The organism is Bradyrhizobium sp. UFLA05-125 (assembly GCF_059803515.1).
Genome location: NZ_JBANBJ010000018.1, coordinates 1 through 23,123, shown reverse-complemented (window position 1 = coordinate 23,123; position 23,123 = coordinate 1). Strand labels below are relative to the sequence as shown.

Below are 23,123 nucleotides of genomic sequence, written 5' to 3'. Positions count from 1 at the left end.
GAGCGCGCCATGGAACAACCATTCGCGCGCGGCCTGCTCGCATTCGTCGCACTTGGCCTTTCCGGCTGCGCCGCGTTCTCGCCCGACAGCGGCATGAGCACTGTTGCAGACCTGACCAGCCGGAGCATCAACAAGGATGTCGCTTTCGTGCGGACGGCCGAGGGGGCCGATACAGTCAACGATCGCGTTCGCCGCCTGCTGTCGCGGACGCTCAGCGCGGATGCCGCCGTGCAGATCGCGCTGCTCAACAACAAGGGGCTGCAAGCTGCCTATGACGAGCTGGCACTGGCCGAGACCGATCTCGTCGAGCAAAGCCTGCCGCCCAATCCAGTCTTTTCGGTCTCGCGGATTTCAGGCGATGGCGCCAGCGAAATCGAGCGCCAGGTCATCGGCGATATCCTGGCACTGGCGACGCTGCCGTTCCGCTCCGACATCGCCCGCGACCGTTTCCACCAGGCGCAGCTGCGCGCGGCACTGGCAACGCTGCGGCTCGCCGCCGACGTGCGCCGCGGCTATGTCCGCGCCGTTGCCGCCAACGAGATGGTGGCACTGCTGGCCGACGCGAAATCGACGGCGGAGTCCACCGCGCAGCTCGCCGTGAAGCTCGGTGAGACCGGATCGATCAACAAGCTCGATCAGGCCCGCGAGCAGGTGTTTTACGCCGAGACCACGGCCGATCTCGCCACTGCCCGACAGACAGCAACCAGTGCGCGCGAAAAGCTCGCGAGGCTGATGGGGCTGTGGGACGACGGGCTCGACTTCCGCCTGCCCAACGCGTTGCCGCCGCTGCCCCGCCGGCCGCTCGCGCTGACCTCCGTCGAGACCGATGCGGTGGCTCATCGCATCGACCTGCAGATCGCGCGGCTCGAGCTCACGGCGCTGGCAAAATCGCTCAATCTCACCGAAGCGACGCGCTTCGTCACGCTGCTCGATCTCGCCGGCGTCTCCCGCCGCACCCAGGATCCGGAAGGCGCGCCGTTCCGCGAGCGCGGCTTCGACGTGCAGTTCCAGATCCCGATCTTCGATGGCGGTGAGGTGCGCGTGCGGCAGGTGACCGAAACCTACAATCTCGCCTTCAACCGGCTGACCGAGCGGGCCATCACTGTGCGCTCCGAAGCGCGCGACGCCTACCGTGCCTATCGCTCGACCTACGACATCGCCAGCCACTACCAGCGTGAGATCCTGCCCCTGCGAAAAATCATCACAGAGGAGATGCAGCTTCGCTTCTCCAGCATGCAGGTCGATATCTTCGCGCTTCTGACCGAGGCGCGCCAGCGCCTCTCCTCGCTGCGCGGGGCGATCGACGCGAAGCAAAAATTCTTTCTCGCGCAGTCCGAGTTGCAGACCGCCGTCAACGGCGGCGGCGCACCTGCGGGCGGCACCGACGATGCCACGACCATCGCCGCGGCAGCGCCTGGCGATGGCGGACACTGAGACGGAGGCCAGCATGTTTTCCCGAAGAGGATTTTTGGGCACCGCCGCACTTGCAGGCGCGTCAGCGATCAGCGGCCGCGTCCAGGCGGCATCGATTCCGGAAGCCACACATATGGACAAGGTGGTGATGCAGCCGCCGTTGCATCCGAGCAGCGGCCCCGATTATCGCCCCGTCGTCACGCTCAATGGCTGGACGCTGCCGTTCCGCATGAACGGCGACTGGAAGGAATTCCATCTCGTCGCCGAGCCCGTGGTGCGCGAATTCGCCGAAGGCATGAAGGTCAACCTCTGGGGCTATAACGGCCAGTCGCCGGGGCCGACGATCGAGGCGGTCGAGGGCGACAAGGTCCGCATCTTCGTCACCAACAAATTGCCCGAATACACCACCGTGCACTGGCACGGCATGATCGTGCCGAGCGGCATGGACGGCGTCGGCGGGCTCAATCAGCCGCACATCCCACCCGGCAAAACCTTCGTCTACGAGTTCGAGATGAAGAAGAGCGGGACCTTCATGTACCACCCGCATTCCGACGAGATGGTGCAGATGGCGATGGGCATGATGGGCATGATCGTCGTGCATTCGCGCGATCGAGATTTCCGTCCGGTCGACCGCGACTTCGTCTTCGTGATGAGCACCTATCGCGTCGACCCCGGCACTTATTTGCCCAAGGTCAACGAGATGACCGATTTCAACATGTGGACCTGGAATTCGCGGGTGTTTCCCGGCATCGATCCGTTGCCGGTGCGGCTCGGCGACAAGGTGCGCGTGCGCATCGGCAATCTCAGCATGACCAACCATCCGATCCATCTGCATGGTCACAGTTTTGCGGTGACCTGCACCGACGGCGGCTGGATTCCCGAGAGTGCGCAATATCCGGAGACGACGACCGACGTGCCGGTCGGCGCCGTGCGCGTATTCGACGTTCTCGCCGACAATCCCGGCGACTGGGCATTCCACTGCCACAAGTCGCATCACACCATGAATGCGATGGGCCACGACATGCGCAATCTCATCGGCGTCTCGAAGAAGGATCTCGCGCGTGCGGTCGGCAAGCTCGCGCCCGACGCCATGGTAATGGGCCAGTCGGGCATGGCGATGGGCAACATGGAGATGCCCGCGCCCGACAACACGCTGCCGATGATGACCGGCGCCGGACAGTTCGGCCCGATCGAGATGGGCGGCATGTTCACGGTGATGAAGATCCGCGAGGAGATGGCGCGTGACGATTACAGCGACCCCGGCCCCTATCAATTCCCGCAAGGCACCGTCGCCTATGAGGTCGCTTCGCCAGCCGCGGAGCCGGAGCGGCAGCAAAACGTACCGATGAAGAAAATGAAGATGTGAACGAACGTTTCGACGACCACCAACTGGAGAACAAGATGAAGAAGACGACGATGATCATACTTGCGGCACTTTCGCTTTTGGCCGCGCCTGGACTCGCACACGAGCATCACACCCATGAGACCTTTTCGGCTGGCGAGCCCGGCGATCCCAACAAGCCGGCACGCACCATCGAGATCGCGCTGAGCGAGATGGCCTATGAGCCCTCGCGCATCAGCTTCAAGCGCGGCGAGCAGATCCGCTTCGTGCTGCGCAACGTCGGCAAGGAGGACCACGAATTCCTGCTCGCTACGACCAAAGAGAATCTCGCGCATGCCGAAGTGATGAAGAAGCATCCGCACATGGAGCACGACGACCCCAATGGCGTACGGCTCGCGCCGGGCAAAACGACCGAGATCGTCTGGAAATTCACCAAGGCCGGCACGTTCGAATTTTCCTGCCTGATCCCCGATCACCGCGACTACGGCATGGTCGGCCACGTCACCGTGAAGTGAGCAATGGAGCCTCCCATGAACAATTTCATCCGCATCGCTGCCGCGCTGGTGCTTAGCATCGGCCCGTCTCTCGGCGCCCTCGCGGCCGGGGGCGCCGCGATCAGCGGCGAGGTCAAGAAGATCGACGAGGGCGCGGGAAAGATCACGCTCAAGCACGGACCGGCGAAAAGCCTCGGCATGGATGAGCCCATGACCATGGTCTACCGCGTCAAGGACCCGGCGGTGCTGAAGCAGGTCCGGGTGGGCGACAAGGTCACGTTCGAGGCCGAGGAAGCGGCGTCGGGGTATACGGTGACGAAAATGCAGAAGGCGAAGTAGGCACGTCCTCCATCGCACCAGTCATTCCGGGGGCTCGAAGAGCCAAACCCCGAATGACAACCCAAATGGCCCCATTTCGCCCAGCCGCCTCCCCCGTTAACCCTTTGCTAACCATACACCGGGCAAAAATTGCCGGGTGAAGTCGAGTGTCGTCGGCCGCGTAGAACGGGAGACCCCCCGTGGACGCCAGTGCGGTGCCTCACTTTCGGAACGGTGGCCCATCGGCCGCCGCGGAGACGTTTGGCGCGCGTGGGCGGCAATCGCGCGGGGAGGCAGCAACCATGGTCGACGTCACCGCGGGTAAGGGCATGGGCAGCCCGAAGCCCGGCCTCCCCTCCCTCGCCGAGATTGGCAACATCCTCAAGCGCGGCGACATCGCGCTCGCGCTCGGCATCCTCACCATCCTGGTGGTGCTGATCCTGCCGCTGCCCTCGATCATCCTCGATCTCTTCCTGGCGATCTCGATCACGCTCTCGATCCTGATCCTGATGACGTCGCTGTTCATCCAGGCGCCGCTTGAATTCTCCGCCTTCCCGACCATTCTGCTGATCTCGACCATGTTGAGACTGTCGCTCAACATGGCCTCGACCCGCCTGATCCTGTCGCGCGGCCACGAGGGCACGGATGCGGCCGGCCACGTCATCGAAGCCTTCGGCAACTTCGTGATGGGCGGCAATTTCGTGATCGGCATCATCGTCTTCGCCATCCTCATCATCGTCAACTTCGTCGTCATCACCAAGGGTTCGGGCCGCATCGCCGAGGTCGCGGCGCGCTTCCACCTCGACGCCATGCCCGGCAAGCAGATGGCGATCGACGCCGACCTGTCCGCCGGACTGATCGACGAGAAGGTCGCCAAGGAGCGCCGCAAGGCGCTGGAGGACGAGAGCGGCTTCTTCGGCGCAATGGACGGTGCCTCGAAATTCGTCCGAGGCGATGCCATCGCCGGTCTTTTGATCGTCTTCATCAACGTCGTCGGCGGCATGATCATCGGCGTCGCGCAGCAGGGCCTCTCCTTTACCGACGCCGGGCGCAGCTATACGCTGCTGACCGTCGGCGACGGCCTCGTCACCCAGGTGCCGGCGTTGATCGTCTCGACCGCCGCCGGCCTGCTCGTCTCCAAGGCCGGCGTCTCCGGTGCTGCCGACAAGGCGCTGATGAAGCAGTTCTCCGGCTATCCGCAGGCGCTGGCGATGTCGTCGGCGGTGATGATCGTACTGGCGATCCTGCCGGGCATCCCGACCATCCCTTTCCTTGCGCTGGGCGCCGGCGCCGGCGCGCTCGCCTGGTCGGCGCGCAACCACAAGCGGACCACAGCAAGGGCCGAGGAAGCCGCCAAGGCCGCGCCCGCGCCAGGAACGCCCGGCGCGCCTGGCGCCGCCGTGGCCGAGGAGCCGATCTCCGCGGCGCTGAAGATCGACGATCTCAAGATCGAGCTCGGCTACGCGCTTCTGCCACTGGTCAACGGACCCGACGGCACCGACCGCCTCACCGAGCAGATCAAGGCGCTCCGCCGCTCGCTTGCCATCGAGATGGGTTTCGTGATGCCGGCCGTCCGCATCCTCGACAACGTCCAGCTCGAGGCCAACACCTACATCATCAAGATCAAGGAGGTCGACGCCGGCACCGGCAAGATCTGGCCGAACCAATTCATGGTGATGGACCCCGCGGGCAACCAGGTGCAGGTGCCGGGCATCCACACCACTGAACCGACGTTCGGCCTGCCCGCGACCTGGATCGATGCCAGCCTCAAGGAGGAGGCTTCGCTCAAGGGCTATACCGTCGTGGACGCCGCGACCGTGCTCTCCACCCACCTCACCGAGCTGCTCAAGACGAATATGTCTGACCTGCTGTCCTATGGTGAGGTGCAAAAGCTGCTCAAGGAGTTGCCGAAGGAGCAGAGCGAGCTGGTCAAAGACATCGTACCGGGCCAGGTCACCATCTCGGGCATTCAGCGCGTGCTGCAACTCCTGCTCGCCGAACGCATCTCGATCCGCGATCTCTCGACCATTCTGGAAGGCATCGCCGACTCGCTCGCCTTCTCGCGCAACCCCTCGACCATGGTCGAGCATGTCCGCGCCCGCCTCGCCCGGCAGATCTGCGCGCAGAACACGTCCTTCAACGGCTACCTGCCGCTGATCGCGCTGTCGGCGAGATGGGAACAGGCCTTTGCCGAATCGATCATCGGCCAAGGCGAGGAGCGCAGTCTGGCAATGCAGCCCTCGAAACTCTCCGAGTTCATGACGGCCGTGCGCGAGGCGTTCGAGCGTGCGGCGCGCGAGGGCGAGGCGCCGGTGCTCGTCACCTCTGCGGCAATTCGTCCCTTCGTGCGTTCCCTGGTGGAGCGGTTCCGCGCCCAAACCACCGTGCTGTCGCAGGCAGAAATCCATCCGCGGGCGCGGCTGAAAACCGTCGGAAGCATCTGATTTGCTTCTGATTTGCCCGATTTCCATTCGTGTTTTTTCGCCACAGGCAAATGGTTTTTGCGATTTTAGGACAACCCGCTGATTTGGCTCAGGAACTCCCGCCATACAGCTAACAGCCTGAGTTACCTGAATAAATATTCATGGTCGCGATTTTTTGGATCGCGGTCGTTCACGTCTTTTCACGCCCTTGTGAACGCCTCTTGGGAACGAATCCTCCCAATACTACGTTGTTGGGCACCGAAGGCATGAACCTCGCCGTTGAAGTCGGCGACTACTTCGGTAGATGGCGGCAGGAGGCTTCCATGAACCACTCGATCTACAGCGCGGATCGATCGACCCATCTTAAGATCGTGGTCGTCGCTCTCGTTGCCGGCATCGCGGTGGCAGGCCTCGGCAACACGGCGCGATCGGGTTCCGATGACGGCATGACCCAGACCGCCCGCGTCATCAAGGCCGGCAAGCCGGTTGTGATCACCAGTACGAACGCTTCACTCGTTCGCTAGGGAGATTTGACGGAATTCAGGAATTCACGTGGCTCTTTACCAGCCCCCCAAAGTCGCCATGTGGATATGTAGACGACCCCAACCCCAAGTCGACTACAGAAAGCGCCCGCCCCCCACGGGCGCTTTCTCATGTCTGCGGGGACGATTTCGCTTCAACAGACATCGCGAACGTCTCGCCTCAAATACAGCTGTCATTCCCCGCGAAAGCGAATGCGGGGAATCCAATACGCCGCAACCTCTCCGTATCCATTCACCGCCTCTGGAATACTGGATCGTCCGCTTTCGCGGACGATGACACCGAGAGGTGGCGCAAGCTCCCGCCACACGATCATCGCTGTTGAGCTAACGAGAGCCCCCCGAAGCCCCGTAGGTCGGGGGCGGCGCCTGAACGGTCGGTGCAGCAGCAGCGAACAAATCCTCTTTGCTGCCGGTGAGTGGCGGGTAGATGCGCTGGTGATTAATGATCTGCTTGGTCGCTTTCGCCGCTGCCCCCGTCGTGCGCACCTCGCGGTCCCAGCCTTCAGTATAGAGAGCGCCCCAGCCACCGAGATCGAGCACGGTCACGTACCAGTCGATCCGCAGCGGCAGCAGCGGCTGGCCGACGAGATCGGCGACCACGTTGTGGCCGGCAAAGCGGCCCATAGGGCGCGCGAACTGGCAGGACATCACGGTCGGGTGCAGCCCGTCGACGACGCTCGAGGCGACATCACCTGCCGCGAAGACGTGAGCGAGACTGGCAACGCGCATGAAGGGATCGACCAGGATACGGCCCAGACGGTCCCGTTCGACCGGCAGCGTCGACGCGATCGGGCTCGCACGCATGCCCGCGCACCAGATCACCGTCTGCGTCGGAATGACTTCGCCAGAGCTCAAGCGGACGCCGGCCGCATCCATCGCCTCAACCCGCACACCGAGACGCGTCTCGACCTCGAGCGCTGCGAGCGCCTCGTTGATGACGGGACGGGCACGCTCGCCGATGGTCGCGCCGACAACCGGGTTCGGATCGACCAGGATAATGCGGCAGCCAGCGATGCCGGCGCGCGCGAGCCGGTCCGGCATCTCGGCCGCCACCTCGATGCCGGTGAAGCCGGCGCCGACCACCACGACCGTCGTTCGCCCCGGCGCCGGCGCGCTACCGCCGAGCGCGGCAAGATGGGTCTCGAGCCGGGCGGCGGCTGCATAAGTGTCAACATCGAAGGCGTACTCGGCGAGACCGGAAATATCCGGCCGCGGCACCTCACTGCCGAGCGACAGCACCAGCCGATCATAGGCCACAATCTCGCGCGCACCGTTCGCAGCAAGGGTCACGCTGCCCTTCGCAGCGTCGATGGCTTCGACGTCACCGAGCCTGTGATCGACACCAATCGGATCGAGCAGCTGCGACAGTGGAAGCGCGACCGCGCTCAGATCCACCTCGTAATTGCGTACGCGAATGTTGTGATAGGGATTCCGGTCGATGACGAGGATCTCGACGTCGCTGCCGGCCGCACCGACCTCGTCGCGCTTGCGGGCAGCGCCGATGGCGGCCCAAAGCCCCGCGAACCCGGCACCGAGCACAATGACACGCGCCATCCCAAGTCCTGCTTCAAGTCCTGCTTCAAGTCCTGCCTGCGCCGCCTACGGCCCCAGCGTCCGCGCCACGCGCACACTCATATAGCTCATCCGGTTCGGCGGACCAAACCAGAGGCGCGCGGCGGAGCGGCGCGTCTGGAGGGCGCGGCCGAAGGCACCGCCGCGCAGGACGTGGCCTTTACAATCATCCGCGAACCATGCCGAGCCGTCATTCGGCGCTCCGACGTAGTTATCGTGCCAGCAATCCTCGACCCAGTCGTAGACGCCGCCATGGACCTCGAAGAGGCCAAAAGGATTCGCCGAGGGCGGCGTGGATGCCGTGGTCGCGATCGTCACGATTCCGATATCGGCGACCAGATCGGCGGCCGCGATATCGGCGAGATGCGGATCGGCGCCATCGCCCCACCAGAATGCGGTGGTCGTGCCGGCGCGCGCAACATACTCGCGCTCGGCTTCGCTCGGGAGCCGGTAGGAACGGCCCGTCAATCGCGACAGCCACTGCACGTAGTGGTTTGCCTCCTGCCAGAGGATGCCGCTCACGGGATCGCCCGCGTACTCCGGCTCGGTCGGATGAGGACTGCACGCCTTGGCCGCCACGCAGGCGCTCCATTCCTCGACGCTGACGGGCCAGCTCCCTACCGCAAAGCGCTGCACCGTCACCTGGTGTTGCGGCCGCTCGTCCTCGGTACTTCCCACCTCTCTTGCGCTCGCGCCCATCATGAAGGTGCCGTCGGGGATTACCACCATCTCAGGGCAATGCGCGCATTCCCTGAAGCGATCCTTTGGCCTGAGCGCCGATTCCTCGCCGCGCGAGAGCGGCTTTGACAGGCGAATGTCGAGAACGCTCGCATCGGTGCTCGCCAATGCCAGGCTGGTCGGAGGTTGCTCGATGGTTTGCGCCGACGCGAGCGGCGCCGATAGAGCAGACATCAGCAAGGCTAACAGGGCAAACGGCCGGTCAATGAACCCGCCCATGAGACCCTCCCGGTCACGTCAGTGTGACCTTCAAAATGACTTCTTCAAAAACGTGCTTCGAATACCGACAAAGCTCGTCGACGATCAGCATATTTGCGCGCGAAAAGCGCCGCTCAATCTGATGATGATGCGAGGCGAATGTTTCAGGCGTGTTTCGCGGCGCGCCAAAGCAGCTTCGCGGTGAAGCGCTTTGTCGCTTTTGACGGCGACAAAACGTCTCAACTTCACGCGCGGCGTGCGCCGCTGCCGAATTCACGACATGATTGCAGATATCGGCGCGATCACGCCTCGCGCAGCTCCGACGGAGTCGTACCGAACCGCTTGCGGAAGGCGCGGTTGAAATAGGACAGATCCGCAAAGCCCGAGGAATGCGCGATGTCGCTGATCTTGCGTGCGCGCGAGCGCGGATCCTGCAACAGCTTTCGCGCGAGCAGGAGGCGCTGCTCGAGTACGAATTCGGTGAAAGTTGTGCCGGCCTGCTCGAACAGGCGCTGCGCCTGGCGCGGGCTGAGGCCCGAGCGTCCGGCGACTTCCGACAGACTGAGATCGTTGCGGCCGAGCGACGACATCACGTCGGCGCGCATCAGATCGAGACGCACGGCAGCGTGACCACGGCCGCGGGCAAGCGCCGCCTGCTCCGCATCGGTGCCGAGCAGGAGGCCGACGAGATCGACCATGTGCTGCGCGGTGAGGCGCTGGCCGACTGCATCGAGAAGCGGCGCGTGATTGGCGGCGAGCGTATGATAGCGCGTGATGGTTTCGGCGACCGCGCCGTCGGAGAGGAGTTGCGAGATCTTCTCCTCGGCGCGCGGATTGATCTCGAGCAGTGCGCGGCGCGGCATGCGGATGGTGGTGAAACGGTCCTGCTCAGTATGGCCGACCGTGCCGGTGACGCTGAGATCAGCGAGCACCATCTGCGACGGCGCGAGCTCGAGTGTGTGGCCGTTCTGCTGCACGCGGACGAGGCCCGAATGCGCCGAGATCAGCACGAGGTCATCGCAGCCGTCGGCGAGGCCTCCTTGCGTGCGCGAGAACTGAGCGGAGGCGCCTTCGGGAATCCCGAGCACGATGTTGCCGACCAGGCTGACCTGAAGGCGGCAATCAATGCTGTCTCCGCGGCTCGGCGCGACGTCGAGCCCGCACGATCCGAAAGCCCGCTCACGCCAGTGCTCGAACGCCGGACCGCGCGGCAGCCCCGTATACTGATGAATGAAGATGCCCGGCGGCTTCGCTGGATCCAGCATTCGATATCTCTCGCCCCTTCACTCCGGCGCCAACCGCGCCGGCACTGCCAAATTGCGCGGATTTGACGCAGTGAAACGGAAGGAGGTTCAAATGGGGCGCTGGAGTCCGCCAGGATTGTCGGAATACGACGTAAAGATGGACCATGACGACAAAGCAGGCCGTAGAATTACGGGCGCGGCCATTGCGAGTGTTGAGAACGCGCTCACCACATTCTCAACCGTCACCGCCCGCGAAAGCGGGCGATCCAGTATTCCAGAGGCAGTGACGGGATACGGAAGAGCCGCGGCGTACTGGATTGCCCGCTTACGCGGGGAATGACGAAGATGGGCAGGTTAGAGCGTAGCCCAATCGACGGCGTCGCTACTTGTTTGCGCCTGCGGGCGCATGCGGCTGAGACGGCGGCACGGTCTCGATCAGCTTGCCGGAAAATACCGGCGCGGATGTCGGCTGGCCGCTGGGCGAGCCTCCGGCCGGCTCGACGGTGACGGCGTAGGTGGCGGCATTGATGACGTCGACATCGTAGCCGGCGAGCACCGGGCGCGCGGTGAAATCGCCATTGTTGATCACGCCGAGCGAGCGCGGGCGCGGCAGCTTGTCGGAGATCAGCCAGAGCTCAAAGCTCTTGCCCGGCTCCGGAGTGGCGCCCACTTTGCGGACCGTGAAATTCTTGGTCGCGCCGTCGATGGTGAGGATGAAGGCGGGGCCGCCACCCTGTCCCTGCAACAGCGCGACATATTGCGACGACGGCGTGAGCGGCGTGGCCGGCGTCTTCACCTCGACGGTCTGGATCCGCGGCGCGGGACGGAGCGCACCAGGCAGCGCATCGGGCTTCAGGATCTGAAGCGACAGCACCACAAAGAGCGCGGCGGCAAGCGCACTGAGGCCGGAAGCGATGCTGCGCCAGCGCTTCGCGCGGCCTTCGAGATAGATGACGTTGGTGTCGTCGACGATCGGCACCTGCGGCAAGGTAAATTCGGGCGGCGTATGGACTTGTGGCACGAATTGCGGCGCAGTGTCCGGCTCGGCCGGCGGCTCCGGCACCTCCGGCAGCGGAGACGTCGGCGCCTCGGGCAGCGCCTGCGGCTCCTCCGTTGCCCGAATCGGTTCGATCGCGGCCTTGATGTTTTCCCACACGATCGGCCGCGGCTCGACTGAGCCGACCATCTGGTTCAACACGCCCAGCCGCAATTGCCAGGCCTGCACGAGGCCGGCGAACTCCTTGTCCACCGCCATCATGGTCTCGACCTGCGCGCGCTCGTCGGCATCGAGTGTGCCGAGTGCATATTCCGCGGCGAGCGCGATATGGTCCTCAGTGTAGGCCATCAATTACAATCCAAGGCACTCCCGGATATCCATCATGCTGCGCCTCAGCCACGTCTTCACCGTGTTGACGGGCGCAGAAAACTTCTCCGCCAGCTGCTCGCGGCTCCAGCCGTTGTAATAGGCGAGAAGCACGAGCTTCTGGCGGTCCGGCTCGAGCCGGCCGACACATTCCAGGAGTCGCTTCAACTCCTCCGTCATCTCGCGCCGCGCGAGCGGATCGGGGCTGTCGGCGGCAACCTCCATCGCCTGCGGCTCCTCCTCGATCGAGGCTTCGGTCTTCTTGCGCACCAGGTCGATGGCGCGGTTGCGCGCAATCGACGCCATCCACGTGATCGGCGAGGACAGCGCCGGATTGAACTGGCCCGCACTGCTCCAGATCCTGACGTAGGTCTCCTGAATGACCTCCTCCGCGAGGTCCTGTCGGCGCAAGATACGGAGCACGACGCCATAGAGTTTCGCGCGCGTGGCACCGTAGAGGCGCTCGAAAGCCGCCTCGTCGCCCTTCGCCACCGCTGCGATCAGCCAGACCAGATCTGCTGGCGTCAGCATTCAGTCCCCCAACGCGCCGCCCCGTCGCTTTCCCGCGAGGCCCCTGCAACCCCACCACCATAGCGCGCAGCAAACCCCGCCACAAAGGGGCCGGGCGCCACGCTGTGGACATCACACGCGAAAAACCCGGACCCCTTTCGGGGCCGGGCTCACGCTATTCCCTGGCTGTCGCGAAGAGCGTTAGGCGATGGCGCCCATGCGGGCTCGCATCAGGCCGATGCTGTCGAGGTCGGCCTGCTCGCGGGCGCTCTCCTCGGCGCGCTCGCGCGCCTGGTCGCGCTCGTCCAGGAGCTCGACTTTCTTCAACTCCTCAAAAGCCTCGGCCAACGCGCCCTTGGCCTCTTCGAGCTGGCCCCTCAGCTCGTCCGCCGAGCGGGTCAGGTTCTCGCGGCGCTGGATCGCGGCCTTGGCATAGGTCGGGTAGGCGAAATGCGAGGGATCGTTGATCCCGGCGCGCTCCTGCTCGGTCAGGATCTCGCGCTCGAGATCGACTGACATGCGCTGGAAGTCCGCGATCATGCTCTCGATCTGGGTGACCCTGCGGCGCTTCTCGTCGACCTGAAATTTCTTCAGGCGAATGAGCGTTTCACGTGACTTCATCGACTCGTACTCCCCAGAAGTCCCCTAGCTGCACGTGGGACAACACCGGCCCCCCCGATCCCGAAATTGGGCCCCGACCGGCTCTGCTACTCTCTGGAGCGGATGATGGCCTGACAAAGTTAGCGTTCCGTTTCCAAATTCCGGAGGATTTGCGCCAACTGGCGGTAGCCATCCGCCAAACCGGCACTTTCGTCCTTGCGCTGCCGCAGGAACGCCTCCAGCGGCTCATGGAGCCGGATCGCCTCGTCGACCTCGGGGCTGGACCCCGCCCGGTAGGCGCCAAGCCGGATCAGTTCCTCCATGTCGGCATAGGTCGCCATCACCTGGCGAGCCTTCTGAATGGTCGGCCAGAACTGCGGGTCGGCCGATTTCGGCATGGTACGGGAGACGGATTTGAGGATGTTGATGGCGGGGTAGCGTCCGCGCTCGGCGATCGAGCGCTGCATCACGATGTGACCGTCGAGGATGCCGCGGACGGCGTCCGCGATCGGCTCGTTATGGTCGTCGCCATCGACCAGCACCGTGAAGATTGCGGTGATGGCACCAACCCCCATGCCGGGACCTGCGCGCTCCAGGAGCTTCGGCAGTTCGGTGAAGACGGTCGGCGTATAGCCCTTGGCCGTCGGCGGCTCGCCGGCGGAGAGGCCGATCTCGCGTTGGGCCATGGCAAAGCGCGTCACGGAGTCCATCAGGCACAGCACGTCCTGATCCTCGTCGCGAAAATATTCGGCGATCGCAAGCGTCAGATACGCGGCCTGGCGCCGCATCAGCGCCGGCTCGTCTGATGTCGCGACCACGACGACAGAGCGCGCCAGCCCCTCTTCACCAAGATCGTCCTGCAAGAACTCCTGCACCTCGCGGCCGCGTTCGCCGATCAGGCCGATGACGCTGACATCGGCGTCGACGTTGCGCGCGAGCATCGACAACAGCACGGACTTGCCGACGCCGGAGCCGGCAAAAATGCCCATGCGCTGGCCACGGCAGCAGGTCAGGAACGTGTTGAGCGCGCGCACGCCGAGATCGAGCGGCGCGCCGACGCGCTTCCTCGAATGCGCCGGCGGCGGCGAATTGCGGAACGGCATCGGCGAGCTGCCCTGCAGCAGCGGCCCCTTGCCATCGATCGGCTCGCCCAGTGCATTGACGACGCGGCCGAGCCAGGCCGCTGACGGCCGCACCTGGTTGGCGGCATTCGCGATGACAGCCTTGCAGCCGCGCCGCACGCCCTCGAGTCCGGCGAACGGCATCACGACAGCGTTGTTGCCGGAAAAACCGATCACCTCGCAGGGAATGAAGCGGTTCGCGCCGGTCTCGATCACGAGCCGCGCACCGACCGACATCGCGTGAATAGGACCGGCAACCTCGACCATCAGGCCGCGTACCCCGACGACGCGACCGTATATATTGACGCCGTCGATGTCCCCGATCTGCTCGGCAAGCGCCTTCATGACTCAGCCTTCATTCGGGCCCTTCATGACGAAACCCTTAAATTTCGCCACATTTCTGAACGGCGCTTAACTTCGTGTTTACCCGCATCATTAATCATTGCGTCACTGTCTTTGTGACTGAGCGCCTGCCCGACAGAAGAAGGGGAGTCGCGAGAGTCGGTTAGGCCCGTCTCTTAAAGTGGAACTTGAACGGAACCGAGTAACGAAAACTGCTTCTGCGCAACATCTTAGGGCGATTCGACAAAAATTGCACCGCGGGCTCTTGCGTTCCAGAATCAGACTTTGTTAACCATGTGACGTCAGGATCCGAATCAGTTGTTCAAAGGCGTTTTGTTGAGTGCCGCGAATGCGGCCGACCTGACGCCCGGAGCGGCGACTATGGGGAACTGGCATGCGCGTTTTGCTGATAGAAGATGACAGCGCCGTCGCGCAGTCGATCGAGCTGATGCTGAAGTCTGAAAGCTTCAACGTCTATACGACCGACCTGGGGGAAGAGGGCGTCGATCTCGGTAAGCTATACGATTACGACATTATTCTTCTCGACCTCAACCTGCCCGACATGTCCGGTTACGACGTGCTCAAGCAGCTCCGGGTCTCCAAGATCAAGACACCGATTCTGATCCTCTCCGGCCTCGCCGGCATCGAGGACAAGGTCAAGGGTCTCGGCGTCGGCGCCGACGACTACATGACCAAGCCGTTCCACAAGGACGAGCTGGTGGCCCGCATCCACGCGATCGTGCGCCGCTCCAAAGGCCATGCCCAGTCGGTCATCCAGACCGGCGACCTCGTCGTCAACCTCGACACCAAGACGGTGGAAGTCGGCGGCCAGCGCGTGCATCTGACCGGCAAGGAATACCAGATGCTGGAGCTGCTCTCGCTCCGCAAGGGCACGACGCTCACCAAGGAAATGTTCCTCAACCACCTCTATGGCGGCATGGACGAGCCGGAGCTGAAGATCATCGACGTCTTCATCTGCAAGCTCCGCAAGAAGCTCGCCAACGCCTCCGAAGGCCGCAACTTCATCGAAACCGTGTGGGGTCGCGGCTACGTGCTGCGCGAGCCGCACGAGGCCGACGAGCGGATCCCGGCTTAAGACCTGCTTCTGTCGCGAGCCGAACGGCTCGCTCCTCCCCGACTGGACCCCGCCGCAAATGGCGGGGTTTTCGTTTTTGGAATGGCCAGTCGTGGCCGTTTTTATCAACGGCTCCGCTTCCTGCTCGCCTTTTTCGCGCTCGCAGCAATCTTCTTGGAAGCCTTCCCTGCGGTCTTTTTCGATGCTTTCGCGGGCTTCTTGCCTTGCTTCTGCGAGGCCGCCTTCGCCTGTGGAGCCTTCTTTGGCTTGCTGGGTTTGGCGCCGGCAGGCTTCGGCTGCGCCCCTGATTCCGCCAGAGCGATCGGATTGGCCGCCGGCTTGTGCGAAGCGGACGCAATGCCTCTGCTCGCCGCCGCAAGCCAGAACCTCAATTCCGGCGACTTGACGCTTGGTCCCTGGATGTAGCGCTCCTGCCAGGTATCGTCGCCTTGCAGCGGCTTGCCGAACACCTCCGGATGCGTCTGCAGCAGGAAGCGCCAAGCGTAGTGATCATAGAGATCGAGCACGTGACAGGCATAGGCCTCCGCCAGCCCGCGATGGCCGCGGACGATGACCATGTTCTCGTCGTTGTTGTGGGAGGCGCGGAAGCCGAGATTGTGCGAGCCGGTGACGACAACGCAGTCGTCGCTAAACGGATCGATCACCACGATCTTGTTGTGGATGATGGCAAAGCCGAACTTGGCAAGCTCGCCTTCCCAGGCGCCGAAGGCATCGTGCGACGTCACCGCCCCTGCCGGCACCGCACGGAAATCGATCTCGCCGGGAGCGCCTTGCTTCTTTGGCTTGCCGGATTCGCCGACCACGGTCACGCCGCCCTGCGATCCCTGCGACGAGCCGTCTTCATCGTCGGCAGCTTCAGTTGCGCCACCCGAATGCAGCGCTGCGGAGAAATTCTTCGCGCGCACGGGGCTCGTCAGCGCGCCCCGCACGAAGAGGTCGGGCTTCTCCTTCAAGAGCTGGCCGGCCTGATCGAGGATCGAGTTGTTGCCGGGGTCGAACGCCAGGAACAGGATCGCCTGCTTGGCTCCGCTCATCAGCTCGAACACCCGCCCCATGTCGTTGGGTGTGTCGGGATGCTTCGATAGCTTGTGCGGCGTGTTCGGCGAGAACATCAGCTCGATGGTCACGCCGTTGCCGAGGCTGATCGGTGACGCGATCGACTTGTCGTTGTTGCCATGCGCAAACTTGCGCAGGGTTGGCGATTGCAATCTGCTCTTGTCGTCCTGGGCCGCGTCGACATCGGCCTTCAGCGCCGTCCAATAGTCGAGATAGCGCTGCGCGACGTCCTTCGACTCGATCACCAGCGCATTGTTGGTCTGGGTGCACAGGCCGGTGCTGGTCCAGTTGGTCGAACCCGACAGCGTGGCGATCGGCGTGTCATTCTGGGTCAGGACCATGAACTTGTTGTGCGGGATGTCGCCCTTGCCGAGGATGCGGTCGATCACGTTGACGCCGGCCGCCTTCAGCGCGGCGCGATTGGCCTTGTCCGCGTCGTCGCTGTCCGGTGCCTGCTCGTTGCCGAGGATAACGTTGCGACTGTGGGAATTGGCCCGGAGTTGCTTCTCCAGCCCGTTCGGATCGTTGAGCTCGTAGAGCGCGGCATGAATAACGCCACCGTTCTTGTCGGCCCGGGCAAGAAGCGACGTCAGGCCTTCCTGCAACTGTCCCATCAGGTGGATACGAATCGGATCGCCGGGATCGAGGATGTGAGGCTGCAGCGCGTCGATGCTGGGGTGACCATGCAGGGCTTGCGACAGCGCCTGGGTTGCCGTGATGCCGCGGTTGAAATATGCGCTGAAGGGCGGTCGGCTTGGCGTCAGCGTGACCTGGTTGCTGAGCAGCGGCGTGATCCCTGCAAGCGGCGTCAACGTCTGGCCCGGCGCGCCACCCATGGGAACAATGCGATACTGATAGGTGCCGCCGCGCCTGGCGAAGAGATCCTTCCACCAGAATTTCTGGACCGGCGCCTGCTCGGTCGTCAGCTTCGCGGCTGTATTCTGATTGGCAAATCGCGCAAGCGCGGGCAGGACCGTCCCGTGGTTCCCGGCGTCGACATCGATCTGGTGGATCGCAAAGCCAAGACAGCCATCGAGGTGACGGTCGAACGTCCAGGCAACAACGGCAATGTCATTGTTGGAAAACGCAATTGCAGGCATTGAACCGCTCCTTGGGCTCGGGCCGAATGAAAAACGCTCAAGTTGCAAGCGAACGTTATTGCTCGCAAAGAACTTTAAATCCTGGATGACAAGTCACGAAATTATCCGCAGGATAAGTGTGCTCGGGGGAACGACTGATGATTCTGCAATCGCTCGCGGGGCTGCCCGCTTTTCTCGTCTATTTCTGCACCGGGCTGGTGGCGATCGTGGCCTATCTGTTCGTCTACACCCGCATCACGCCGCACAACGAATTCCAACTCATCCGCGACAATGATCCGGCCGCCGCGATCGCGCTGGGCCTGAGCCTGCTCGGCTTCGTCGCACCTCTGTTCAGTGCCATCGCACATTCAGCCAATGTGGTGGACTGCCTGATCTGGGCGTTCATCGCACTGATCGTCCAGGTCGTCGTGTTCTACGTCGTGAAGGTGCCGGTGCCGAACCTTTCGGCGCGGATCGCCGCGGGCGACATGGCGCCCGCGATCTGGCTCGGCCTTTCCTCGCTCGCCGCAGGCCTCTTGAATGCCGCCTGCATGATCTACTGACCATGGCCGAAAAGCGCCCCAACAAGGAGTTCGGCAAGCGTCGGCCACAGCCCTTGCCGCTGCCACCAAAGGAGCCGGTAAAACGCTCCGGCCATGTCGCGCTGCTGGTCATGGGCACGATCGCGGTCGGCACCAGCGCCTACGCGCTGATGCCGCGGGAGAACTGCGACCCGCCTGGCATGGCGGCGCCGGCGCAACCCAACACGGCCTGCACCAGCCGAAGCTCGTCCGGCGGAAGCGGTGGCCATTGGTCATCGCGCTCGAGCTTCTTCAGCAGCGATTCGTCGAGTCATTCCTCATCCGGTGGCTCGTCCGACTCGAGCTCCGGCGGCGTGACGCGGGGCGGCTTCGGCTCGTTCGCACATGCCTTCGGCTTTTCGGGGAGCGGGTGAGCCGGGCCAACTTTTGAATTCACCGCCATTGGCCGGTCTGCTTAACTGGGGGCGGGAGGAAGTGACATGAAACGTTCGCGACGCGTCGTGCTCACCTTGATGGGCAGTGCCGCGGTCGGCGCGGTCTCGATGGGATTTGTGCGGCGGCCCTATGACTGCGGATCCGGAATGACGGCGGTTCCCGGCATCGACGGACAACCCTATTGCCGCCCCGCCACCTATGGCGGCTTCGGCGGCACGCTGTATGTCGTCCACGGGCACGGCGGCCATGGTCACGGCCATGGCGGCGGCTAGCGCATGCAGCGGATCGCCTGTCCCGAGCGCGACGACTGGGAGCAAACCGCGCAGCAATGCGGCTTCGACTTCCATACCATCGACGGTGAGCGCTACTGGGATGAGCGCGCCTATTACGCCTTCACACTCGACGAGATCGAGCGCGGGGTCGAAACGCCGACCGGCGAGATCGACGCGATGTGCCTCGAGCTCGCCGGCCGCATCATCCTTGATGAGCGGCTGCTGGAGCGGTTGAAGATCCCTCAGGGCTTCTGGGACCTGATCGCCGACAGCTGGGAGCGCGATGACCGCAGCCTGTACGGCCGGCTCGACCTGAAGTTCGACGGCACGTCACCGGCCAAGCTGCTCGAATACAACGCGGATACACCAACCTCGATCTTCGAGGCTGCGGTGTTTCAATGGACCTGGCTCGAACAGGCGATCGAGCGGCGTATCATTCCGGCGCGCGCCGACCAGTTCAACTCCATCCATGAGCGACTGATCGAGACCTGGGGGACGATCGCTGCAGGCCAGCATCTGCATCTCACCGGCACGACCGGCAACGAAGAAGACGCCGGCACGCTCGCTTATCTCGAAGACACCGCGCGCCAGGCGGGGCTAGCGACCACGCTGCTCGACATCGAGGAGATCGGCTGGCGCGAGGTTGACGGCGGCTTCGTCGATCTCGACGATCGCGACATCGCGCTCGCTTTCAAGCTCTATCCCTGGGAATGGATGTTCCACGATGCCTTCGGCGCCAAGCTCAAGGAGGCGCCGACGCGCTGGATCGAGCCGCCGTGGAAGGCGGTGCTCTCCAACAAGGGCATCCTGCCGCTGCTCTGGGAGATGTTTCCGAACCATCCCAACCTGCTGCCGGCCTTCTTCGAAGATGATCCGCGCGCGGCCGAGCTCGGCAGCTCCTACGTGCGCAAGCCGCTGCTGTCGCGCGAAGGCGCCAACGTCACGCTGGTCTCCGGTGGTGTCTCGCTCGACGAGCACGCGGGCCCCTACGGCGCCGAAGGTTTTGTGCGCCAGGCGCTGTCACCGCTGCCGAACTTCTCCGGGTTCTATCCGGTGGTCGGAAGCTGGCTCGTCAACCACGAGCCGTGCGGCCTGTCGATCCGCGAGGACGAGAGCCCCATCACCGGCAACAGCTCGCGATTTTTGCCGCACGCGATCTTGTGAGGCGTCTGTCATTCCGGGGCGCGACGAGGTCGCGAGCCCGGAATGACGAGAAGAGCATCTCACCGCGCCGCGGCGATCCTCATGCCTGCAAGCATCGGCGCGCCGGCCGGACGGGCGCCGCGCGCCGGATTGATCTGGTAGAGGCCGCGGCGGTCGGCGACGGGACGGAATGCGTCGGTGATACCGACGACGGACTCGGCGGCACCAAGCAGCAAGGTGCCATCCGTCTCAAGGCTCTTCGCCATGCGTTCGAAGATCACCGCCTTCGTGTCCTGGTCGAAATAGATCAGCACGTTACGGCAGAAGATGACGTCGAAGGTGCCGAGATGCGAGAAATCCTGCAGCAGGTTGAGCTGGCGGAACTGCACCATTGAGCGCACGTCGGCATTGAGCTGCCAGATGTCGCCGGACTGGGTGAAGTATTTCACCAGCAACTGAATCGGCAGGCCGCGCTGCACCTCGAACTGGCTGTAGACGCCGGCCTTGGATTTCTCCAGCACCTCCTGCGACAGATCGGTCGCGACGATCTCGACGCGCCAGCCGACGAGCGCGGCGGCCTTCTCCTTCAGGCACATCGCGATCGAATAAGGCTCCTGCCCGGTCGACGATGCCGCCGACCAGATACGCAGGCTTTTGCGCGCCGCGCGCGCCTGGATCAGGCCAGGCAAGATGGTGTCACGCAGATGATCGAACGGCACCTTGTCGCGGAAGAAGAAGGTCTCGTTGGTGGTCATCGCCTCGACCACGTCGGTGGCGAGCCTGGCGTCGCCGTTCCTGATTTTCTGTACGAGATCGGGAATGGCGGTGAGGCCCGCCTTGCGCGCGAGCGGCATGAGCCGGCTCTCGACCAGGTAGGTCTTGTCGGCGGAGAGATCGAGGCCCGAACGCTCCTTCAGGAACTTGCGCAGATATTCATAATCCATCGGCGTCACGAGCGGTCTCCCGAAAACAGCCGATTGACCTTCGGCGCAATCTGATTGAGCGGCAGGATCGCGGCGCAGATGCCGGCATTCGCGGCCGCGCCCGGCATGCCCCACACCACGCTGGAAGCTTCGTCCTGCGCGATCACGCTGCCGCCGGCGGCGACGATGTCCTTGCCGCCTCGCATGCCGTCCGAACCCATGCCGGTCAGGATCACCGCGAGAATGCCGCCGTGCCAGAGGTCGATGGCGGAGGTGAAGAGCGGATCGACTGCAGGCTTGCAGAAGTTCACCGCAGGTCCGTCGTCGAGCGCGATCGCGGCCTCAACGCCGCTGCGCACCACGCGCATGTGCTTGCCGCCCGGCGCCAGATAGATTTGGCCCGGCTTCACCGCCTCGCCATCGATCGCCTCATGCGCGGGCCTGCGGCTCGAGCGCGCCAGATGCTCGGCCAGAATGGTGGTGAAGGTCGGCGGCATGTGCTGGGTAATGAGCACCGGGAAGCGATCGATCACCGGACCGAGTTCGGTCACCAGCGACATCAGTGCCTGCGGCCCGCCGGTCGAGGACCCGATCAACAGCACCTTCGGGGCCTGCGTCGAGAACGAGCGCTTGACGAGCGAGGCGGCGGAAGCCGCCGGAGCAGCCGGTGCCGGTGCCGCGGGACGCGCGGCGGGCTCGCGCGCAAGCGGAGCCGGGCTCGCGGGCGCGAGCGACGGGCTTGCGACCGCCGCCTTCCTGCGCAGCCGCGCGCCGAGATGACGGATCTTCTGGATCAGGTCGTGATGGAAGATGTCGGCGGCGGAGGCCTCGCGGGTCGATTCCGGCTTCGGAATGTAATCGGCCGCGCCCAGCGACAGCGCCTTGAAGCTGATCTCCGCGTTACGCCGGGTCAACGTGGAGGCCATGATGATGACGAGATCGCGCTTCTTGGCCAGAAGCTGCGGCAGCGCCGTGAGGCCATCGAGTTCGGGCATTTCGATGTCGAGCACGGCGACATCGGGGTTGATGCGTTCGAGCTGGTTGACCGCCTCAAGTCCGGTGCGCAAGGAGGCCGCGACCTCCATGTCGTGCTCGGCGCCGATCCAGCGCGAGATCAGACCGCGGATGACGACGGAATCGTCGACGATCATCACGCGCAGTGGCCCTTCCCGCGACGGACTGACAGTCGAACTTCCAGCGAACGCAACACTCATTACTCACCAACTCAGACTGGAACGGTTCAGTTGAAAACAAACGCCGAAGGATCCGTTCAGCCCTCGGGCAGCACGGTCATATGAGGCCGACTTCCTGGAACTTCGCCGTCACGATGTCCTTGTCGAACGGCTTCATGATGTACTCGTTGGCACCGGCATGCAGCGCGCGCGCGATATGCGCGACATCATTCTCGGTGGTGCAGAACACCACCTTGGGCTGGTCGCCGCCGGGCATGCGGCGCAGGTGGCCGAGGAATTCGTAGCCGTCCATGACCGGCATGTTCCAGTCGAGCAGCACGGCATCGGGCAGCCCGCGCTTGCAGGCTTCCAGCGCCTTCTCGCCATCCTCGGCTTCGAGGATCTGGAAGTCGAGGCCTTCCAGGATGCGGCGCGCAACCTTGCGGATGACACTGGAGTCATCAACGACGAGACAAGTTCTCATGTGAGCCTCTACTTCCTGTCCCCGGCGGGACACTCCAATTGCAGGTCGGTCGGTGGGCTGACCGTCGTCTCAGGCCGCCATCATTTCGGGCGCGAGTTCGAGAACGCGATCGACATCGAGAACGACCATGAGCTGGCCGTCGAGACGGTGGACGCCGCCGGCAAGCTTGGCCATGCGGGGGTCGAGGTTGACGGGGTTTTCCTCTTTGCCGTCCTCGGGCAGGCGCAGCACCTCGCCGATCGTGTCGATCAGGAGGCCATAGGATTCCCCGCGCAGGTCGACACCGACCGCCATCGGCACCTTGCCGTCCTCCGCCTTGGGCAGGCCAAGGCGCGCGCGCATGTCGACCACGGTGACGATGCGGCCGCGCAGGTTCAAAACGCCCGCGATCTCGCGGGAGGCGAGCGGCACGCGGGTGACGCGCTCGGGCATGAACACGTCCTGGACGCGCGAGATCGGCAAGCCGAAGAGCTGGCCGCCGATCATCGCGGTGACGTACTCGACCATGGCGCCTTCGCTGCTTTGCGTCTTGCTGCTCATCTGTGTTTCCTCTGACTCTTCTTGAGCATGATCTTCTCGGAGAACCGCTTCACACTTTTCCGGATCATGCTCTACGCCGCCGCGCGGCTCAGCTCGGAGGCGCCGGCCGCGCCTGCGGTCTGCTCCTTCAGCGCCGCGATCAGACCGGGACGGTCGAACTT

The 23,123-nt window shown here is 64.0% G+C and carries 24 protein-coding genes; 11 read left to right on the top strand and 13 right to left on the bottom strand.

Annotated elements, in window-relative coordinates:
- Positions 1-9 precede the first annotated feature (9 nt).
- The 6 genes from SO156_RS18065 (at position 10) to SO156_RS18040 (ending at position 6,514) form a co-directional block, all read left to right on the top strand.
- Positions 10-1,434, top strand: coding sequence for a TolC family protein (locus tag SO156_RS18065; protein ID WP_498535741.1), 1,425 nt, complete (start codon positions 10-12; stop codon positions 1,432-1,434).
- Between the two features lie 13 nt (positions 1,435-1,447).
- Positions 1,448-2,779: a multicopper oxidase family protein gene (locus SO156_RS18060; RefSeq protein ID WP_498535740.1), complete on the top strand. Its 1,332-nt coding sequence runs from the start codon at positions 1,448-1,450 to the stop codon at positions 2,777-2,779.
- Between the two features lie 35 nt (positions 2,780-2,814).
- Positions 2,815-3,270, top strand: coding sequence for a cupredoxin domain-containing protein (locus SO156_RS18055; protein ID WP_498535739.1), 456 nt, complete (start codon positions 2,815-2,817; stop codon positions 3,268-3,270).
- Positions 3,271-3,285: 15 nt separating this feature from the next.
- Positions 3,286-3,588, top strand: a complete 303-nt coding sequence (locus tag SO156_RS18050) for a copper-binding protein (RefSeq protein ID WP_458147523.1) — start codon at positions 3,286-3,288, stop codon at positions 3,586-3,588.
- A gap of 281 nt (positions 3,589-3,869) precedes the next feature.
- Positions 3,870-6,011 (top strand): flagellar biosynthesis protein FlhA, encoded by a 2,142-nt coding sequence (gene flhA / locus SO156_RS18045; protein WP_498535738.1) that lies wholly within the window; start codon positions 3,870-3,872, stop codon positions 6,009-6,011.
- Positions 6,012-6,313: 302 nt separating this feature from the next.
- Complete coding sequence (locus SO156_RS18040) at positions 6,314-6,514, top strand: hypothetical protein (protein WP_498535737.1); 201 nt, start codon at positions 6,314-6,316, stop codon at positions 6,512-6,514.
- Positions 6,515-6,856: 342 nt separating this feature from the next.
- Here the strand turns inward: SO156_RS18040 and SO156_RS18035 are convergent, their stop codons facing one another.
- The 8 genes from SO156_RS18035 to fliI form a co-directional block, all read right to left on the bottom strand.
- On the bottom strand, positions 6,857-8,086 hold the full coding sequence (locus SO156_RS18035; RefSeq protein WP_498535736.1) for an NAD(P)/FAD-dependent oxidoreductase: 1,230 nt from the start codon (positions 8,084-8,086) through the stop codon (positions 6,857-6,859).
- A 45-nt stretch (positions 8,087-8,131) separates the two neighbouring features.
- Positions 8,132-9,061: a formylglycine-generating enzyme family protein gene (locus tag SO156_RS18030; protein WP_458147445.1), complete on the bottom strand. Its 930-nt coding sequence runs from the start codon at positions 9,059-9,061 to the stop codon at positions 8,132-8,134.
- 13 nt (positions 9,062-9,074) lie between these two features.
- Positions 9,075-9,317, bottom strand: a complete 243-nt coding sequence (locus SO156_RS18025; protein WP_498535735.1) for a hypothetical protein — start codon at positions 9,315-9,317, stop codon at positions 9,075-9,077.
- A 25-nt stretch (positions 9,318-9,342) separates the two neighbouring features.
- Entirely contained in the window at positions 9,343-10,305 is a 963-nt protein-coding gene (locus SO156_RS18020; RefSeq protein ID WP_458147444.1) for a helix-turn-helix transcriptional regulator, read from the bottom strand.
- Positions 10,306-10,666: 361 nt separating this feature from the next.
- Positions 10,667-11,629 carry an anti-sigma factor gene (locus SO156_RS18015; RefSeq protein ID WP_498535734.1) on the bottom strand — a complete coding sequence of 321 codons (963 nt, stop codon included), beginning with the start codon at positions 11,627-11,629 and terminating at the stop codon, positions 10,667-10,669.
- Between the two features lie 3 nt (positions 11,630-11,632).
- Positions 11,633-12,178 carry a sigma-70 family RNA polymerase sigma factor gene (locus tag SO156_RS18010; protein ID WP_458147442.1) on the bottom strand — a complete coding sequence of 182 codons (546 nt, stop codon included), beginning with the start codon at positions 12,176-12,178 and terminating at the stop codon, positions 11,633-11,635.
- Between the two features lie 180 nt (positions 12,179-12,358).
- Positions 12,359-12,778, bottom strand: a complete 420-nt coding sequence (gene fliJ, locus SO156_RS18005) for a flagellar export protein FliJ (protein WP_458147441.1) — start codon at positions 12,776-12,778, stop codon at positions 12,359-12,361.
- 119 nt (positions 12,779-12,897) lie between these two features.
- Positions 12,898-14,223 carry a flagellar protein export ATPase FliI gene (fliI, locus tag SO156_RS18000; RefSeq protein WP_498535733.1) on the bottom strand — a complete coding sequence of 442 codons (1,326 nt, stop codon included), beginning with the start codon at positions 14,221-14,223 and terminating at the stop codon, positions 12,898-12,900.
- 391 nt (positions 14,224-14,614) lie between these two features.
- Here fliI and ctrA point away from each other — a divergent pair, with 391 nt between their 5' ends.
- Positions 14,615-15,316: a response regulator transcription factor CtrA gene (gene ctrA, locus SO156_RS17995; RefSeq protein WP_016848562.1), complete on the top strand. Its 702-nt coding sequence runs from the start codon at positions 14,615-14,617 to the stop codon at positions 15,314-15,316.
- Between the two features lie 104 nt (positions 15,317-15,420).
- Here the strand turns inward: ctrA and SO156_RS17990 are convergent, their stop codons facing one another.
- Positions 15,421-17,472: a phospholipase D-like domain-containing protein gene (locus SO156_RS17990; protein WP_498535732.1), complete on the bottom strand. Its 2,052-nt coding sequence runs from the start codon at positions 17,470-17,472 to the stop codon at positions 15,421-15,423.
- 137 nt (positions 17,473-17,609) lie between these two features.
- Here SO156_RS17990 and SO156_RS17985 point away from each other — a divergent pair, with 137 nt between their 5' ends.
- The 4 genes from SO156_RS17985 (at position 17,610) to SO156_RS17970 (ending at position 19,864) form a co-directional block, all read left to right on the top strand.
- Positions 17,610-18,014: a DUF350 domain-containing protein gene (locus SO156_RS17985; RefSeq protein WP_458147438.1), complete on the top strand. Its 405-nt coding sequence runs from the start codon at positions 17,610-17,612 to the stop codon at positions 18,012-18,014.
- 2 nt (positions 18,015-18,016) lie between these two features.
- Positions 18,017-18,406, top strand: a complete 390-nt coding sequence (locus SO156_RS17980) for a hypothetical protein (RefSeq protein WP_498535731.1) — start codon at positions 18,017-18,019, stop codon at positions 18,404-18,406.
- Positions 18,407-18,472: 66 nt separating this feature from the next.
- On the top strand, positions 18,473-18,700 hold the full coding sequence (locus SO156_RS17975; RefSeq protein ID WP_498535730.1) for a hypothetical protein: 228 nt from the start codon (positions 18,473-18,475) through the stop codon (positions 18,698-18,700).
- A gap of 3 nt (positions 18,701-18,703) precedes the next feature.
- Complete coding sequence (locus SO156_RS17970; protein ID WP_498535729.1) at positions 18,704-19,864, top strand: glutathionylspermidine synthase family protein; 1,161 nt, start codon at positions 18,704-18,706, stop codon at positions 19,862-19,864.
- A 59-nt stretch (positions 19,865-19,923) separates the two neighbouring features.
- Here SO156_RS17970 and SO156_RS17965 read toward each other — a convergent pair whose 3' ends face one another.
- The 4 genes from SO156_RS17965 to SO156_RS17950 form a co-directional block, all read right to left on the bottom strand.
- Positions 19,924-20,796, bottom strand: coding sequence for a CheR family methyltransferase (locus SO156_RS17965; RefSeq protein WP_498535728.1), 873 nt, complete (start codon positions 20,794-20,796; stop codon positions 19,924-19,926).
- A complete protein-coding gene (locus tag SO156_RS17960) occupies positions 20,793-21,980 on the bottom strand; it encodes a protein-glutamate methylesterase/protein-glutamine glutaminase (RefSeq protein ID WP_458147433.1) in 1,188 nt (395 codons plus the stop codon). Before SO156_RS17960 ends, SO156_RS17965 begins: the two co-directional genes overlap by 4 nt.
- Before the next feature lie 76 nt (positions 21,981-22,056).
- Positions 22,057-22,422, bottom strand: a complete 366-nt coding sequence (locus tag SO156_RS17955) for a response regulator (protein ID WP_007600538.1) — start codon at positions 22,420-22,422, stop codon at positions 22,057-22,059.
- Between the two features lie 69 nt (positions 22,423-22,491).
- Positions 22,492-22,962, bottom strand: a complete 471-nt coding sequence (locus SO156_RS17950) for a chemotaxis protein CheW (RefSeq protein WP_498535727.1) — start codon at positions 22,960-22,962, stop codon at positions 22,492-22,494.
- Positions 22,963-23,123: the final 161 nt, after the last annotated feature.

Excerpts from the sequence above, each read along its gene's own strand:
- SO156_RS17960 (WP_458147433.1), bottom strand. The coding sequence starts at position 21,980 with ATGAGTGTTGCGTTCGCTGGAAGTTCGACTGTCAGTCCGTCGCGGGAA.
- fliJ (WP_458147441.1), bottom strand. The coding sequence starts at position 12,778 with ATGAAGTCACGTGAAACGCTCATTCGCCTGAAGAAATTTCAGGTCGAC.
- ctrA (WP_016848562.1), top strand. The coding sequence starts at position 14,615 with ATGCGCGTTTTGCTGATAGAAGATGACAGCGCCGTCGCGCAGTCGATC.
- fliI (WP_498535733.1), bottom strand. The coding sequence starts at position 14,223 with ATGAAGGCGCTTGCCGAGCAGATCGGGGACATCGACGGCGTCAATATA.
- SO156_RS18050 (WP_458147523.1), top strand. The coding sequence starts at position 3,286 with ATGAACAATTTCATCCGCATCGCTGCCGCGCTGGTGCTTAGCATCGGC.
- SO156_RS17950 (WP_498535727.1), bottom strand. The coding sequence starts at position 22,962 with ATGAGCAGCAAGACGCAAAGCAGCGAAGGCGCCATGGTCGAGTACGTC.
- SO156_RS17975 (WP_498535730.1), top strand. The coding sequence starts at position 18,473 with ATGAAACGTTCGCGACGCGTCGTGCTCACCTTGATGGGCAGTGCCGCG.
- SO156_RS17980 (WP_498535731.1), top strand. The coding sequence starts at position 18,017 with ATGGCCGAAAAGCGCCCCAACAAGGAGTTCGGCAAGCGTCGGCCACAG.
- SO156_RS18065 (WP_498535741.1), top strand. The coding sequence starts at position 10 with ATGGAACAACCATTCGCGCGCGGCCTGCTCGCATTCGTCGCACTTGGC.
- SO156_RS18010 (WP_458147442.1), bottom strand. The coding sequence starts at position 12,178 with ATGCTGACGCCAGCAGATCTGGTCTGGCTGATCGCAGCGGTGGCGAAG.
- SO156_RS18055 (WP_498535739.1), top strand. The coding sequence starts at position 2,815 with ATGAAGAAGACGACGATGATCATACTTGCGGCACTTTCGCTTTTGGCC.
- SO156_RS18040 (WP_498535737.1), top strand. The coding sequence starts at position 6,314 with ATGAACCACTCGATCTACAGCGCGGATCGATCGACCCATCTTAAGATC.
- SO156_RS18020 (WP_458147444.1), bottom strand. The coding sequence starts at position 10,305 with ATGCTGGATCCAGCGAAGCCGCCGGGCATCTTCATTCATCAGTATACG.
- SO156_RS18015 (WP_498535734.1), bottom strand. The coding sequence starts at position 11,629 with ATGGCCTACACTGAGGACCATATCGCGCTCGCCGCGGAATATGCACTC.
- SO156_RS17985 (WP_458147438.1), top strand. The coding sequence starts at position 17,610 with ATGATTCTGCAATCGCTCGCGGGGCTGCCCGCTTTTCTCGTCTATTTC.
- SO156_RS18060 (WP_498535740.1), top strand. The coding sequence starts at position 1,448 with ATGTTTTCCCGAAGAGGATTTTTGGGCACCGCCGCACTTGCAGGCGCG.
- SO156_RS18035 (WP_498535736.1), bottom strand. The coding sequence starts at position 8,086 with ATGGCGCGTGTCATTGTGCTCGGTGCCGGGTTCGCGGGGCTTTGGGCC.
- SO156_RS17955 (WP_007600538.1), bottom strand. The coding sequence starts at position 22,422 with ATGAGAACTTGTCTCGTCGTTGATGACTCCAGTGTCATCCGCAAGGTT.
- SO156_RS17970 (WP_498535729.1), top strand. The coding sequence starts at position 18,704 with ATGCAGCGGATCGCCTGTCCCGAGCGCGACGACTGGGAGCAAACCGCG.
- flhA (WP_498535738.1), top strand. The coding sequence starts at position 3,870 with ATGGTCGACGTCACCGCGGGTAAGGGCATGGGCAGCCCGAAGCCCGGC.
- SO156_RS17990 (WP_498535732.1), bottom strand. The coding sequence starts at position 17,472 with ATGCCTGCAATTGCGTTTTCCAACAATGACATTGCCGTTGTTGCCTGG.
- SO156_RS18030 (WP_458147445.1), bottom strand. The coding sequence starts at position 9,061 with ATGGGCGGGTTCATTGACCGGCCGTTTGCCCTGTTAGCCTTGCTGATG.